The 13,789-nt window shown below is 55.3% G+C and carries 10 protein-coding genes; 3 read left to right on the top strand and 7 right to left on the bottom strand.

From position 1 onward, the window contains the following. Positions 1-8: 8 nt before the first annotated feature. The 4 genes from VHE34_RS15235 to VHE34_RS15220 form a co-directional block, all read right to left on the bottom strand. The gene (locus VHE34_RS15235) at positions 9-1,250 is read right to left on the bottom strand and encodes a sulfate adenylyltransferase subunit 1 (protein ID WP_325589408.1); all 1,242 of its coding nucleotides are present in this window, start codon (positions 1,248-1,250) and stop codon (positions 9-11) included. Between the two features lie 30 nt (positions 1,251-1,280). Beyond that, positions 1,281-2,198 (bottom strand): sulfate adenylyltransferase subunit CysD, encoded by a 918-nt coding sequence (cysD, locus tag VHE34_RS15230; protein ID WP_325589406.1) that lies wholly within the window; start codon positions 2,196-2,198, stop codon positions 1,281-1,283. 9 nt (positions 2,199-2,207) lie between these two features. Beyond that, positions 2,208-2,939: a phosphoadenylyl-sulfate reductase gene (locus VHE34_RS15225; RefSeq protein ID WP_325589403.1), complete on the bottom strand. Its 732-nt coding sequence runs from the start codon at positions 2,937-2,939 to the stop codon at positions 2,208-2,210. A gap of 220 nt (positions 2,940-3,159) precedes the next feature. Next, positions 3,160-8,493 (bottom strand): S8 family serine peptidase, encoded by a 5,334-nt coding sequence (locus VHE34_RS15220; protein WP_325589401.1) that lies wholly within the window; start codon positions 8,491-8,493, stop codon positions 3,160-3,162. A 171-nt stretch (positions 8,494-8,664) separates the two neighbouring features. On the opposite strand from VHE34_RS15220, the gene VHE34_RS15215 reads away from it, so the two are divergent. Beyond that, positions 8,665-9,804: a DUF5009 domain-containing protein gene (locus VHE34_RS15215; protein WP_325589399.1), complete on the top strand. Its 1,140-nt coding sequence runs from the start codon at positions 8,665-8,667 to the stop codon at positions 9,802-9,804. A 62-nt stretch (positions 9,805-9,866) separates the two neighbouring features. After that, on the top strand, positions 9,867-10,676 hold the full coding sequence (locus VHE34_RS15210) for a Cof-type HAD-IIB family hydrolase (protein WP_325589397.1): 810 nt from the start codon (positions 9,867-9,869) through the stop codon (positions 10,674-10,676). Here the strand turns inward: VHE34_RS15210 and VHE34_RS15205 are convergent. Genes VHE34_RS15205 through VHE34_RS15195 form a run of 3 tightly spaced genes read right to left on the bottom strand, consistent with a single transcriptional unit; the run spans position 10,673 to position 12,488 of the window. Next, entirely contained in the window at positions 10,673-11,302 is a 630-nt protein-coding gene (locus VHE34_RS15205; protein WP_325589395.1) for a response regulator transcription factor, read from the bottom strand. The two genes, VHE34_RS15210 and VHE34_RS15205, sit on opposite strands and share 4 nt — an antisense overlap. Before the next feature lie 53 nt (positions 11,303-11,355). Continuing rightward, on the bottom strand, positions 11,356-11,982 hold the full coding sequence (locus tag VHE34_RS15200) for a hypothetical protein (RefSeq protein WP_325589393.1): 627 nt from the start codon (positions 11,980-11,982) through the stop codon (positions 11,356-11,358). Then, entirely contained in the window at positions 11,973-12,488 is a 516-nt protein-coding gene (locus VHE34_RS15195) for a hypothetical protein (protein ID WP_325589391.1), read from the bottom strand. The genes VHE34_RS15200 and VHE34_RS15195 overlap by 10 nt, the downstream gene beginning before the upstream one ends. Before the next feature lie 279 nt (positions 12,489-12,767). Between VHE34_RS15195 and VHE34_RS15190 the strand changes: the two genes are divergently transcribed. Then, positions 12,768-13,766 carry an AraC family transcriptional regulator gene (locus VHE34_RS15190; RefSeq protein ID WP_325589389.1) on the top strand — a complete coding sequence of 333 codons (999 nt, stop codon included), beginning with the start codon at positions 12,768-12,770 and terminating at the stop codon, positions 13,764-13,766. Positions 13,767-13,789 lie beyond the last annotated feature (23 nt).

Here is a 13,789-nt window from a genome sequence, read left to right as displayed (position 1 = left end):
CACCGGTGCTATTGCACCATGCAGGCGCCTACCGTGACAAAGCTTGTTTCATCAATAAGAATGGCTCCGCCGCCTGCCGGCAGATCGTTATAGCCGTCGATCGGCAGAGGGGCCGCCGTCCTGATCCTCGCCTTGACGATATCGTTCAGCCCGGCCTGACCCGGCCCTGACTGCTTTTCCAGGGTGTTGACATCGAGCCGGTATTCGATCTCCCGCACGACACTCCGCACACTACGGCTACCTACCTGCAGCAGATACCTGTTCCCCGGCACCAGCGCCTTGCTGTCCATCCAGCAAAGCAGGACATCGAATTCCTGCTCTACCCGCGGCGCCTGTGCGCCGGTGACAAGAAGATCCCCCCGGCTGATATCGATATCGTCCTCGAGCTGAAGCACGACGCTTTGTGGTGCGAAGGCTTCCTCCACTTCTTTCCCGGCCAGCTCGATCGAGCGGATGCGGCTCTTCAACCCCGCCGGCAGGATGCTTACGACATCCCCTTTCCGATAGATGCCGCTCGTGATCTTCCCCGCGTAACCCCGGTAATCGTGATATTCCTCCGTCTGTGGCCGGATCACATACTGTACGCTGAAACGGCCACGCTCCAGATCGACGTCGTCTTCCACCCGCACCGTCTCCAACAGCTCCAGCAGGGTAGGGCCCTCGTACCAGGAAAGAGCGGCCGAATGATCCACGATATTATCTCCCTTCAGGGCGCTGACCGGGACATAGGTGACTTCCTTCAAACCGAGTGTCCGGGCGATCTCGGCATAGTCGATAAGAATATTATTGTAGCGATCCTGAGAATAGCCGACGAGGTCCATTTTATTAATGGCCACCACCACATGGGGGATATTCAGCAACGAGGCGATGATGGAATGCCGGCGTGTCTGTTCGACCACACCGTTACGTGCGTCGATCAGGATTATGATCAGGCCGGCGTTTGACGCCCCCGTGACCATATTCCGCGTATACTGGATATGTCCCGGAGCATCCGCGATAATGAACTTCCGCCGCGGCGTCGAAAAATATTTATAAGCGACATCGATGGTGATGCCCTGCTCGCGCTCCGCGCGCAGTCCATCCGTCAGCAGCGCCAGATCGATCTCCCCGTCCTCCTTGTTCCTGCTCTGCTTTTCCAGCGCTTCCAGCTGGTCCGCAAGGATGCTCTTGCTGTCATAGAGTAACCGGCCGATGAGCGTACTCTTACCGTCATCTACACTGCCCGCTGTAATAAATCTGAGTAAGTCCATTTTTATTGTATTTAGCCCTAAGGCGCCAAACTAGAAGTAACCATTCTTTTTTCTATCCTCCATCGCCGCCTCCGATACCTTATCATCGATCCGCGTCTCCCCGCGCTCAGAGGTTCGGGTGGCCGTTATCTCGCGAATGATATCGTCGATCACCGAGGCGGATGATTCGACGGCCGCGGTACAGGTCATATCCCCTACGGTCCGATACCGGACGCGCCTGCGCTGGACCCGGTCCGAAGCATCCAGCCGGATGAACGGCGAAACAGCCACCCACTGGCCTTCATAATCGATCACCTCCCGCTCATGCGAGAAATAGATCGAAGGCAGATCGATCTTCTCCCGGCGGATATAGTTCCAGATATCCAGCTCCGTCCAGTTGCTGATGGGAAATACCCGGACATTCTCTCCCTTCCGGATACGCCCGTTATAGATGTTCCAAAGTTCGGGTCGTTGGCTTTTGGGGTCCCAGCCGCCAAACTCGTCCCGAACGGAAAAGATGCGTTCCTTCGCGCGGGCTTTTTCCTCGTCGCGCCGCGCGCCACCGATACAGGCGTCGAAGCCAAAATCCTCGATCGTGTCCAGCAGCGTATAGGCCTGGAGAGCATTCCGGCTCGAGAATTTACCACCAGGTTCCGTCAGCTGCCGCCGCCGGATGGTGTCTTCCACCTTTCTTACGATCAACTTCTCACCGATCTGTGCCGCCAGCCGGTCACGGAATTCCAACGCCTCGGGGAAATTATGGCCGGTGTCGATATGCACCAGCGGAAAGGGGAACTTGCCGGGACGAAACGCCTTCAGCGCCAGGTGGACCAGCGTAATGGAGTCTTTCCCGCCGCTGAACAGCAACGCCGGTGTTTCAAACTGGCCGGCCACTTCCCGGAAGATATGGATGGACTCCGACTCGAGCTGGTCGAGATAATCTAACCGGTATTTCGATTTGGTACTCATACAAATTTTTTATGACGCGTGTAAACCGCACTCTTTTTTGCTATTGTCCTCCCACCACCAGCGACCGGCGCGGAAATCCTCCCCGGCCCTGATCGCCCGCGTGCAGGGCTGACATCCGATGCTGACAAATCCCTTGTCATGCAACGGGTTGTAGGGAATTTCGCGCTTATCGATATACTCTTTTACCGCCGGGGTATCCCAGTGCAGCAGCGGGTTATATTTCAGTATCTTATTGCCTTCATCCCATTCGAGCGCCGAATGGTCCTTCCGCTCGGGGGAATGCCCGGCCCGCAACCCGGTGACCCATACGGCCTGCCCCTTCAACGCCCGCTTCAGCGGTTCTACCTTACGGATATAGCAGCACTCCTTGCGATTCTCCACTGAAGCATAGAAGGCATTCGGTCCTTTCTCGTCCAGGTAACGCTCCAGTAATTGTCTATCAGGGTAGTAGGCTTTTATTTTCGTCGCATATTTGTCGTTGGTGCCGCTCCACACGGAATAGGTCTCCGGGAACAGCCTGCCCGTGTCAAGGGTGAAAATGGACACCGGCAACCCCGCGGACAGGATATGATGTGCAATGACCTGGTCCTCGATGCTGAAACTGGTGGAAAAGACGACCTGACCCGGGAACCGGGCGACAAGGCGGGCGAGAGCCTCGCCGATCGGCAGCCCCTCTATTAGCCCACTAATTGAGTGGAGTAATTGAGTAGCCGTTTGTGTTGTCTCTATTTGGGTGTCCATTAATCGTGGTGGTGGTTTATCCTGAAAAAAGGGCCTGTGGCGGGCGGAAGTGCAGGTGGTTGGAGATCAACAGCAACAGCAGCAACAACAGGACTTGTTGTTGCAGGCGAAGGAGAGATACAGAGTGCAGGATGAATGCGTTGTCATGCTATTGTCTACCATTGTTGTGGACAAAGATAGGGGGTTTCACGAAAAAAGCGACTGGAAAAGCCGCTTTTTTTTATTTTATAAGAATTTTTTGTACGGTCGTGCCGCTGTCCATCTCGACCCATAGGAAATAGATACCCGTTGCCACCTCTCCAATATGCAGGGTATTGAGGGTGCCGCGCAGCTCCTGCGACAAAATGACCTTCCCGGAAATGTCGACCAGCCGGACTCTCCGGGTATTGGTGGAAGTATTGACATGGATGAGCGCGCGGTGGACGGGGTTCGGCCAGATACTGACACCACCCGACGGGCCCTGTACGCTGCGGACCGGCGAATATACATAGCTCCCGTTCTGCTGCACCAGTCGCAACCGGTAATAGTTCATCCCGGTATCCAACGGCACGTCGGTATATGTATAGCTATGCACGCCACCGCCGTTGGCTGCCGCTGCGATCGAATCAAGGGCCGTAAAATGGACGCTGTCGTCGCTCTTCTCGATGACAAAGCGGCTCAGCCCATATGCTTCGCCGGTGCTCCACTGCAACAGCCCATTTCCGTTCGCATTCTCCGCCGTGAAACTGAGACTGATACCCGGGATATAAGCGCTGTCGGCCGGGGCGATGGGGTTTATCCAGAACTCCGAGAAACCGGTCACCGGGTACTCCGCGTAATAGCCGTTGTCGTTCGGGATGATGCTCACGCCGGCATGCGGGGCGTGAAATTGCGTTACCCCGAGGCTGTCATTGACGAGACTGCTGTCCTCCTGTGCAGCCACCAGCCCCGAGAACTGGGTGACGCCGGATTGATAGGCGTCGGCAATGGTCGTGCATGCACTGCAGCCGGTGGCATTCATCAGGCGAACCGCCTCGCTGTCGGTAAAATACAGCCGGACATCGACGGCGCTATCGGGGGGAGTGCTGGGCTGGATCACGATATTCCGGTCGAGATAATATTGACTCGTGTCGTGACGCACAGCTCCGGTATTGTTCAGGAAGACCTTTACCGTCGTTGCACCGAGGTCCTGGCCATGCGGATGGATGGCTGCCACGCGGCCGCCCCCGATATCGAAATTGACCCAGGAATTGCCGCTCACGGGCAGGGTCAGGCTGTCTGCCGGCGCCGTATATACAGTTGCCTTGTCAAAGACATGGACATCGTCGATGCCGATCCCCTCGTAGTCGACGCCGGGATCACTGCTCATCACGATCCGGAAACGGACCCGGGCGCCGTGAGAGGGGATATCGTAGCTGCTGACATGCCATTTCGTATAAGACATCTGCCAGGCGTTGAACATCGGGTTGTCATACCAGTTGGTACCGGAGCCTGTTGCGCCGAGCCGGGTCCAGGTCACTCCATCGTCGCTGTATTCGGCCCAGTGGAAATCACAGTCACAGTCATCTTCGGTCTGGAAGATATGACTGAAGGAGAGGACGGGCCGGCTGAGACCACTGAGATCGAAGCAGGGGGAATAGAGATAGGACTGCTCGTTGTCATTGTAGTTGCCTGCAAGGCTGGTGAACCAGCCCTTCGATCCGTTGGCAGCCTTGTCAATGGTTTGTTTTGCGGGTGCACCCCACTGCCAGCTGCTCCTGATGCCGCCGGAATACCAGCCACCGTCGCTGTTCTCGAATCCTTCGAGATAGGGATAAGCGGTGATCATCGGAGTAGTATGCAGGATGATCGCGGGAAGAGTATCATTATTCGAATAGTTGTCACCGGCAGAATGGACCCAGGCGGTGATGGTATAACCCCGGTAGGCCGAAAGGTCCACCGTTTGGGTAAAGCTATAGACGATCGAGTCGTTTGCGTTTATCGCGGGGATCGTCTCGGTCACCGTGACGCCGTTAACCGAATAGGTGACGGGAATATTGGAGATCGGCGCGTTACTGTAATTGCGTACCCGGACGCTGATGACGGAAGCCGCCGATGCGCTGCAGGTGCTGACGGGATCGGGCGAGACGAGACTACGCATGCCGATATCGTTCGCCGCGCGCGTGAGTGTGATGTCATCGAAGATATACCCGTCGTCGAGGCTTCCGTCCGCGACGACGCTGTTGGCGGATGTATAGCCTTGCTCGCCGAACTTGACCTGGAAGCTGCTGCTCACGCTCTGCGCGGGAACGGCGTTCGTCAGGGTCCCGGTGATATCGATGGCCGCCGAGCGTTGATAAACGCCCATATTGGCTCCCAGCGTATCGAGGATATAGACGGGAATCCAGGCCGACTGGTCGTTGCCGCGGATCCACACCTTGTTGGCGCCCCGGACGGAGTCGTTGCCCTGGTTGCGGTAATAGAAATCCAGCCAGAGCTGATCGCTCGTGCTGTAGTTCGAGAGATTGAACGTGGTGATCAGGCTGTCGCTGGTGCTGACGCCCGTGTTACGGATCTGGTCCAGGGTTACGCTCCGGTTACCGCTATGCGCCATCCCGGTGTTGACGAAGGTCCTCGCACGGCCGTTGGCATTGGAGGCATAGAAATCCGCACGGTCGAGCCCGGTAAATCCGCGGGCCGGCGACGGATAGGCGGCCGCGGCCGCTGACTCGAAGTCTTCGGTGAAGTGGTTGTTCAGGGTCAGCGGATCGTTGGCGAGCTGCCTGATGACTGTTGTCAGGGTATCGTTGCCCAGTTGCGGATCGCCGGGATAGGAGGCCCAAACCTGCAGGGTATAGGTCCCCGGCGCAGAGAAGTCGGCCGTTTGCGTAAAAGTATAATTGGCAGCGGCGCCGGCGGCGATGGTCGCAGAGTTTGTCTCATTCACCGGTGCGGCGCCGTTGATGCTGTAGGACATCGTAAAAGGCGTGCCCGATGGAACGGTACCGAGATTTTTCAACTCCACGCGGATCGGCGTGGCATTACTCAACTTTGTGGAGGTGTACATCCTGCCTGTCGAAAGGCCGATCAGCGAATCCACGGTATAATCGTTGTCCAGGGCGCTTAGTGCGCAGGCGCCGCCGGAAGGGGTGATCGGGAAGGATGCCGAACGCAACCCCGGGTTGGTGCCCAGCATAGCGCGGACGCCGAACCAGTATGTGCTGTCGCGGTTGAGATTGCCGATAAGATAGCTGGTAGAGGTCGTGTTGCCGATGACCGACATCGTATCTCCTTTCAGCTGCATGATATCATAGCTCGTCACGGTGGGATTGGTGGTCCAGGAGAGCTGGACATAGCCCTGACAGGGATTGGTAATGCTGAGGATATTCGCTGGAAGAAGAATCGTGAACGGGTGCGAACTCATACCGCTGGCGCCCGTGCCGTTCCTCGTGATACGCACGAGACACTGGTTGCTGGCGACGGGTGGAGTGGCCCAATAGCACATGCGGGCATCGCCGGGAATGGTGCTGCTGTAGGTTGTCCATGTGGTTCCGTTGTCGGAGGAATAATCGAGCGTAAAAGGATTACTGCTGCCGTCGTTGGCTTCCCAGCGGACGTATTGATCGGTCTTCGGGATCAGGGTCTCTCCGCCATACGGATACTGCACGACGATCGAGGCCGGTACCAACTGGTAGACGAGGACATAGGGCTGCGGTCCCTCGGGAACGCTCGTGCCGGAAATGTTGACCTGGAAGCTTCCGGCCGTCGGGTTGTTGACGACCACCTGTTCGATATTGTTGAGATTGTCCACGCCTTCCACTGCGGCGTCGCCGGCGTGTGCCGGGTCGGGGTTGAGGATCAGCGGATGATGGATCGTCGAAGAAGGCTCGGTCACCGTCAGATCGAGATTATTGACCAGCGTGCTGGCGGAGAAGGGCGCGGCCGGGTAATCCGCCCAGTAAAGCATCACCTTTAACTGCGCCATGCCCGCCGGTACCGTGATATTGCCCGTGGCATTGCCGCCGTTGGCAAGGGAGCCGAACGCAAATTGATCGGCCTCGAGCGATTTGACCGCGGCAAGCCCGTTCAACCGTCCAAAGCCATACTTGAAGTCGGGACCCGGGTTACCGAGATCGGTGGCGGTATTACAGGCCAGCGCCTTCAACAGGATAGCGGGCGCGTCACCACCATGCAGCTGGCGATACCGCTGCTCGACCAGGGCAAGGGTGCCGGTGACCGTGGGGGAGGCCATGCTGGTTCCCCAATCCTGGCCGTAGCCGTTATTGGGTGTGGTGGAAGAGATCGCGTCACCGCCCGCGGTCACCTCGGGCTTTATCCGACCGTCGAGGGTGGGGCCGCAGCTCGAGTTGGCATCGATAAGATAATTGTTGTAGTCATCCAGGTTGCCGACTGTGAGGATATTCTTTCCGGACTGGTAACCCGACTTCACCGTCGCATACTGGTTGAGGTAGGGAGTGCAGGTATAGCCGCCGTCATTTCCCGCAGCAAAAGTATGCAGCAGCTGCGGGTAGATCAGCGATAGGACGTCGGTATAGTAGGCGAGGCCATCGTATTCTCCGTTGTACCCGCAACCGCCGGGATAGAACGTGTAGGAATTATTGGTCAGCACCATGTCATAATCGCTGACATAGGACTGGCTATTGTGAAGGATATCGTCATAGAACTGGCTGATGAGGGTCGCATGAGGAGCCATACCCTGGTACGTGGGAGTGCGGATGCCCCCGCCGCCGACCGTGCCCGTGACATGGGTGGCATGATAACCTGCGGGCTCGGGGTTACGCTGGATAAGCCGGCCCGCAAAATCGATATGCGTGGAGGGATCGGAGTCATCGCCTACACCGACCACGACGCCGTCTCCCAACAGCCTTCGTTCCACGGGAGAAGCAAGGGCGTCTGCACCATGTGCCGCGCGGTTATTATAGTTCAGGGGGATTGGTTTGGTAGGCTGGATCGCCAGCGAGCTGACAAAAGGAAGCGCGGCCAGCCGGTCCAGGATCAGCGGGTTCGGAGCGCGGACAAAGAGCATCCGCGGCGCCTGTATCCTGGTCGGCTCGATCACCGCCCCTGTGGCGAGGACTCCGCGCCGCAACTGCTCCTCGTTCACATCGCCATACCATGCGACGGCGACAAGCCGGTCGGGATGGCGTAATTCCGCTTCGTTTTCGCGCAGCCGTTGCGAGATCTTCATAGAAGGGGGCAGCCGGAAAACCCCGCCGACGGAATATCGCTTCAGCTCGGCCGTAGAAAAGCTGTCGCGCAGCTGCACGAGATAGCTGCCATCGGCGATATAATCATACAGCCGGAATCCGTCCCTGGCCATCTCCGCCCGAAGGCTCGAATCCGGCAGGCGGTCGAACTGCATAAGCCCGTAATAATGTCCCTGGAAATGCGCGGTTCGTAAGGAGTCGCGGAGAAAGCTGCCATCGGCAATATTGCGCCGGGTCTTCAGCAACCCGTTCCGGAAATGGACCCCGGGGGTAACCCTTTTTATCCGTTGGGCGTTCGATACCAGGACAGTAAACACGGCTAGAAAAAGAAAGAGGATTCTGAACCCGATATTTATAGTTCTGGCCATCACAGTAGAATAAAAACGCAAAATTCCCCGGGTTATTTTATTTTTAGATTTAAGCAGTGGGGGAGGCTCGTTATGAACAACGTGAGAACCTTACCCCAGCCATGGCGCGCTCCTGAAAAATAATTCTGCAAGACCCGAAAAATCCCTATTTTCCGGTCTACTTGTCGCAAAATGACCCAATTAACTGCCTCAAACCGCTCCCTTCCCCTCGATATCTTCCGGGGAATGACCATCTGCTTCATGATCATCGTCAATAACAATGGGGTCGAAGAACTCGCGTTCTCTCCCTTGAAGCATGCCCACTGGAACGGGTTTACCCCCACGGACCTGGTATTCCCGTCCTTCCTGTTCGCTGTCGGCAACGCGATGAGCTTCGCCATGAGGAAGTTCGAGAGCATGTCCACCGGCGCGGTCGTAGCAAAGATCCTGAAGCGCACCTTCCTGATCTTCCTGCTGGGGTACCTGATGTACTGGTTCCCCTTTGTTCATCACAACCCAGATGGCGGCTGGGCGCTGAATCCGATCGATCACACCCGGATCATGGGCGTGCTGCAACGCATCGCGCTTTGTTATGGCGTCGCCTCCCTGCTTATCTATTTTACCTCCGCCCGGACGGTTTGGGTCATCTCGGCATTGCTGCTGATCGGTTATTGGGTCATCCTCGCGGTGGCGCATGCCCCCGGCGCCGGCCCCTTCGATATGGTTGGCAATGCCGGCTATCGGCTGGATAGGTGGCTGCTGGGTGAACATCATATGTACCACGGCGAAGGCGTCGCCTTCGAGCCGGAGGGAATCCTGAGCACCCTGCCGGGCATCGTCAATGTCGTCGCGGGGTATTACGCCGGGGTCTTTATCAGCAAACACGGCAAGACCTATGAAGGGTTGACGAAGCTGCTGCTTTGTGGCGCCGGCTGCCTGTTTGCCGCCTATGTCCTCAACTTCTTCTTTCCCGTCAATAAAAAACTTTGGACCGACAGCTTTGTTTTCATCACGGTCGGTCTCGATCTCATCCTCCTGTCCTTTCTTATCTACATCATCGATTTCCGTCAAAAAAAGAACTGGACCGGGTTCTTCGCGGTCTTTGGAAAGAACCCCCTGTTTATCTATCTTCTTTCTGAGCTGCTCGCCGAAACGCTCGATCTTCTGCCCGGAACAGGCGGCCAGGATTTCAAGGAATGGGTCAACGGCGGCTTCTATCAAAGCTGGTTCCCCGGGGCCTTCGGCTCGCTGTTCTATTCGCTGACCTTTATGCTGATCTGTTGGTTGGTGGGATTGATATTGGATAAAAAGAAGATTTATATTCGGGTGTAGGCATTGCTCCCGGCCGAAAATCCCGTGGATTTTCCTGTATATTGCAGGCCCAAAACAAGTGCATGTATAAAGCTGTATTCCTCGACATGGACGGAACCCTATTGAAGTCGGACCATTCCGTCAGCGATGAAACGATCCAAACTATCCATCACCTGACCAATAACGGCATCGCGGTCATCCTGGTCTCGGCCCGGCCCATCAACGCCGTCCTGCCTACTTTCCGGCAAATCGGCCTCCCCGCCACATTCCCGGTGATCACCCTCAATGGCAGCTATATCGTAGAGAATGACCAGCCCATCTTCCAGGCCATGGTCTCCCTGGATGTCACCACCCGGGTTACCGAGGAGGTGCGACCATTCAAGGCTACCATTGCCTACTACCTCCAGCGGGAATGGTTCTCCGAAAAGAAAGATGCCTGGACCGATCATGAGCAGAAGATAATGGACGTCCCCGTCGAAGTGGGCCCCATCGCCAGCCTCGTCCACGAATGGGCGGAAAGAAAGATCGCACCCAACAAGATGATGGTCATGAGCGAACCCGATACTATCTCGCAGATACAAAAACACCTCCGGTCGATCTACAACGGCAGGCTGAATATCTATCCCTCAAAGGCCACCTATCTCGAGGTGATGGATTCCCGGGGCTCCAAGGCCAATGCGGTGAAATTCGTCAGCCAGCGGCTGGGCATCGCCCGGGAAGAAGTGATCGCCATGGGCGATAACTACAACGACGTCGAAATGATCCAGTTCGCCGGGGTAGGCGTTGCCATGGGCAACGCACCCGATGACATCAAAGCGGTAGCCGATCATGTCACGGACACGAATAACAATGACGGAGTGAGAAAGGCAATGGAGAAATTCTTCGGGCTTTAGATTATTTCATAGAGGCGCGCCAGGTTGATCAACTCGACGGTATTGGATATCTTTAACTTGTCGAGGATACGCGTCTTATGCGTTCCAACGGTCGACTTGTGCAGGCTGAGCGTGTTGGCGATCTCCGACACCGAGCTTCCCTTCAGCATTTGCAGCACCACCTCGAACTCCCGGTCGGAAAGGTCCTCAAAGGGATTATCCTTCAGTTTCTTGGTCAGCTCGCCGGAAAGGATCTCGGCGAGGTTGTCGCTGATATAGCGCTTTCCGCCCAGCACTTTCTGGATGGCGTATTTGATCTCGGATTCCTTGGAGTATTTGTTGAGATAACCGTGTGCGCCGATCTTCAAAAACCTTTTAGCAAAAAAGACCTCCTGGTTCATCGTGAAGATAATGATCTTTAGGCCGGGATATTCCTTCAGCAGGTAGGCCGTGAGGCTAAAGGATTCGGTGTGCGGCATGTTGATGTCGAGGATCAGCAGGTCGAAATGCGCGGACTTCATCTTCTTGATGACGGCCTCACCGTCTTCGGCCTCATCGATAGTAACATCCCTGATACAGCTATTGATCAGTAGTTTCAGCCCTGCCCTAACGATGGAATGGTCATCCGCGATTAAAATGTTCTGCATGTTGTATTTGATCGAACTTGACCCAAATATAGAGGATAAAGGCTATAATTTCATTAATTTTGGGCCTTGGTGACGATCCCGTCCCTGTATTTTTTCACCGTGTTCATCAGTTTGCGGTACCGGGGAATAAGGGTATGGAGCAAAAGAATATCGGCAGAAACGGAAAGGAAGATCAGGATCAACCACTTATACCAGTCATTGTTGCTCAGGGCCGCGGCGGCGCCAGGACTGATCCGGGCCAGCAGCCCTTCTACCCCGAAAAGAAGATAAAAGCCTGCCAGCGCGCTTATGAATTTGAAGCTGAGGATGAATTTGTCGAGGACCGTCTCCAGTTTGTTCAGAAAGTTCAGCAGGGGTAATGCCAGCAGGGTAGGGTAGTCGGCGAACAGAAGGAGCCGGATATGGAAATAAAGGGAACCGAGAAGCAGAACGAAAAGCGCCCCCTGGGGATACAGCTCGTTGCCTTGCGTGATCCATTGATGACGGAACTGCCAGGTATTGATCAACAGGAGCCCGGCCATGATCGCAATCCGGATGACGAGCTTTTTGCGGAGGTAGAAGGCGTCAGACAAAGGATTCTTCACGACGATCTTTTCCAGGTCGGAAGACAGAACGGGCCGCTCCTCCATGGAGACCTCGGGAAAATTATTCCAATGTTGTAGCAGCTTCTTTAGCTCCATATCAGTTTTTCCTTTAAGTACGGGATGAAATTCTTTCTGGCCGTCTCCGCTTCCTTCTTACGGTTAAGGTCCCGGCAGCCCAGAGTGATCCCGGTGAGACTGACCATTTCTTCTGGTGCGACCTTTTCGAATTCCAGGAAAAGCCTGAACTTCTCCAAATCGGAGACGCTGCCCATCGCTTCCCGGAAATTCGTCATACTCCGCTGATAGTCAGGAGACTTGAATTGGATGCTCCGATCCACGGCGGGTTCGAGTTCGAGGCTGATGGAATGCAGCGCCGCCATATTGATACAGGCGCGGAGAAGCATGGTCTGTTTGTCGTCGCTGTTGTCCTTGCGGGTGCGGATGTTTTGAGAAGCCGCGGCGATGATGCTGGTGAAAAGATGCTGATGTTCCCTGTAATTGTGGGCAAAAAGGCGACAGATGGAATACACCCTTTTGTGCTGGTGTTTCAGCAGGGAACGGAGATCGGTATCAGGGCCGTCCTTCTTTGTAGAATTATTCATGTGGGTATGGATTTGGCCTACAAATTGGTCCGAAATCACGATTTCGGATAACCGTAGGGTACCTATCAGTAACGTAAAAAGACCTTGTATGGTATGACGGCCCCCCCGGAAAGAATTTTACTAAGTGTTTTTACAGACGGATCTATCGAAAAAAAACTACTTCCAATTCATGCTTTTACTATAACGGGGAGAAATGCTAATTTTATACCTTGTCGGCGATTAGTGGTCGCAAGAAGTTCTTTATTGTCAGGCGAATAAAAGCGAATCAAAATTTACGCAATGAGCTATGTATCTCTTGAAAATTCAGAAAGTTTTCTGAAATGTTTTGAGGTGATTGCAGAAGACAAGTCTTGTATCGTATCGGATTCCGTTCTCTATTTTTCCGGGAAAACAGGCAAAGGCTTCATAACGGCCGCCGGCATCAATACCGGCATCGAGGTGCTGGCTCTCAATGTTTCCATGCTCACGGATGACCTGACCATCCGGTTCCAGCCTTCCACCGACGCTTCCTCCTACATCCTGCATTTCGACGAGATAGAAATTCCCGCTAAAGGCGATAGCGACCTGCCTGTCACTAGCATGAGCGGTGTCGAGAAAGGCCATTCCGCGGTATCTATCGCCGATGCGGGCCGGGGTAAGACGATCGTCTATCCCCGTGAGCGGGTCATCCGCAGCCTCATCGTCCGCGTCCGCAAAAGCAGTCTTGACGACCTTATCAAGGACTTCGACGCCGGCACCATCGGCGCCATTCTCGATTCGCCGGAAGGCCCTGCCTCTTTGACCTGGCCCATCACGTTCAAATACCGCCTTCTGTTGAACGATTTCATGACCGAGATCGTCCAGCATCCCTTCCGCGAGCTGTTCACCATCCGCAATGTGTCGATGCTGATGGAGTATCTCCTCCAGCAGTTCTTCGTCATGCAAAAGCTTGCCGGCGAAGGGAATGGCCTAAGTTCGCAGGACACCCGCAGCCTGTCCCGGGTGGAGCAGCATCTTTGCTCGCAGTATAAGAAGGAGTTCCCCGGGATCGAAAAGCTGTCCAGGATCTCGGCGATGAGTCCCACCAGCCTGAAGACAAAATTCAAAAGATATTACGGCGAGACCCTGTTCGGCTATTATCAGAAGAACAAGCTGGAGCATGCCCGGAAACTGCTGGACAGCAAGATCCCGGTAAAGGTGGTGGCGACGGAGATCGGTTATTCCAACCCGTCCCATTTCACGTTGGCCTTTAAGAAGGAATATGGTTTTTCGCCCTGGCATTATCTGAATCCTCATTGAGGATACCCTACCGTTCTGACCCT

The organism is Puia sp. (assembly GCF_035546395.1).
GTDB lineage: Bacteria > Bacteroidota > Bacteroidia > Chitinophagales > Chitinophagaceae > Puia.
This window is presented reverse-complemented; position numbering and strand designations above follow the sequence as displayed.

Bases quoted from the DNA above. Each gene is read 5' to 3' on its own strand.
- VHE34_RS15235 (WP_325589408.1), bottom strand. From the start codon at position 1,250: ATGGACTTACTCAGATTTATTACAGCGGGCAGTGTAGATGACGGTAAG.
- cysD (WP_325589406.1), bottom strand. From the start codon at position 2,198: ATGAGTACCAAATCGAAATACCGGTTAGATTATCTCGACCAGCTCGAG.
- VHE34_RS15225 (WP_325589403.1), bottom strand. From the start codon at position 2,939: ATGGACACCCAAATAGAGACAACACAAACGGCTACTCAATTACTCCAC.
- VHE34_RS15220 (WP_325589401.1), bottom strand. From the start codon at position 8,493: ATGGCCAGAACTATAAATATCGGGTTCAGAATCCTCTTTCTTTTTCTA.
- VHE34_RS15215 (WP_325589399.1), top strand. From the start codon at position 8,665: ATGACCCAATTAACTGCCTCAAACCGCTCCCTTCCCCTCGATATCTTC.
- VHE34_RS15210 (WP_325589397.1), top strand. From the start codon at position 9,867: ATGTATAAAGCTGTATTCCTCGACATGGACGGAACCCTATTGAAGTCG.
- VHE34_RS15205 (WP_325589395.1), bottom strand. From the start codon at position 11,302: ATGCAGAACATTTTAATCGCGGATGACCATTCCATCGTTAGGGCAGGG.
- VHE34_RS15200 (WP_325589393.1), bottom strand. From the start codon at position 11,982: ATGGAGCTAAAGAAGCTGCTACAACATTGGAATAATTTTCCCGAGGTC.
- VHE34_RS15195 (WP_325589391.1), bottom strand. From the start codon at position 12,488: ATGAATAATTCTACAAAGAAGGACGGCCCTGATACCGATCTCCGTTCC.
- VHE34_RS15190 (WP_325589389.1), top strand. From the start codon at position 12,768: ATGAGCTATGTATCTCTTGAAAATTCAGAAAGTTTTCTGAAATGTTTT.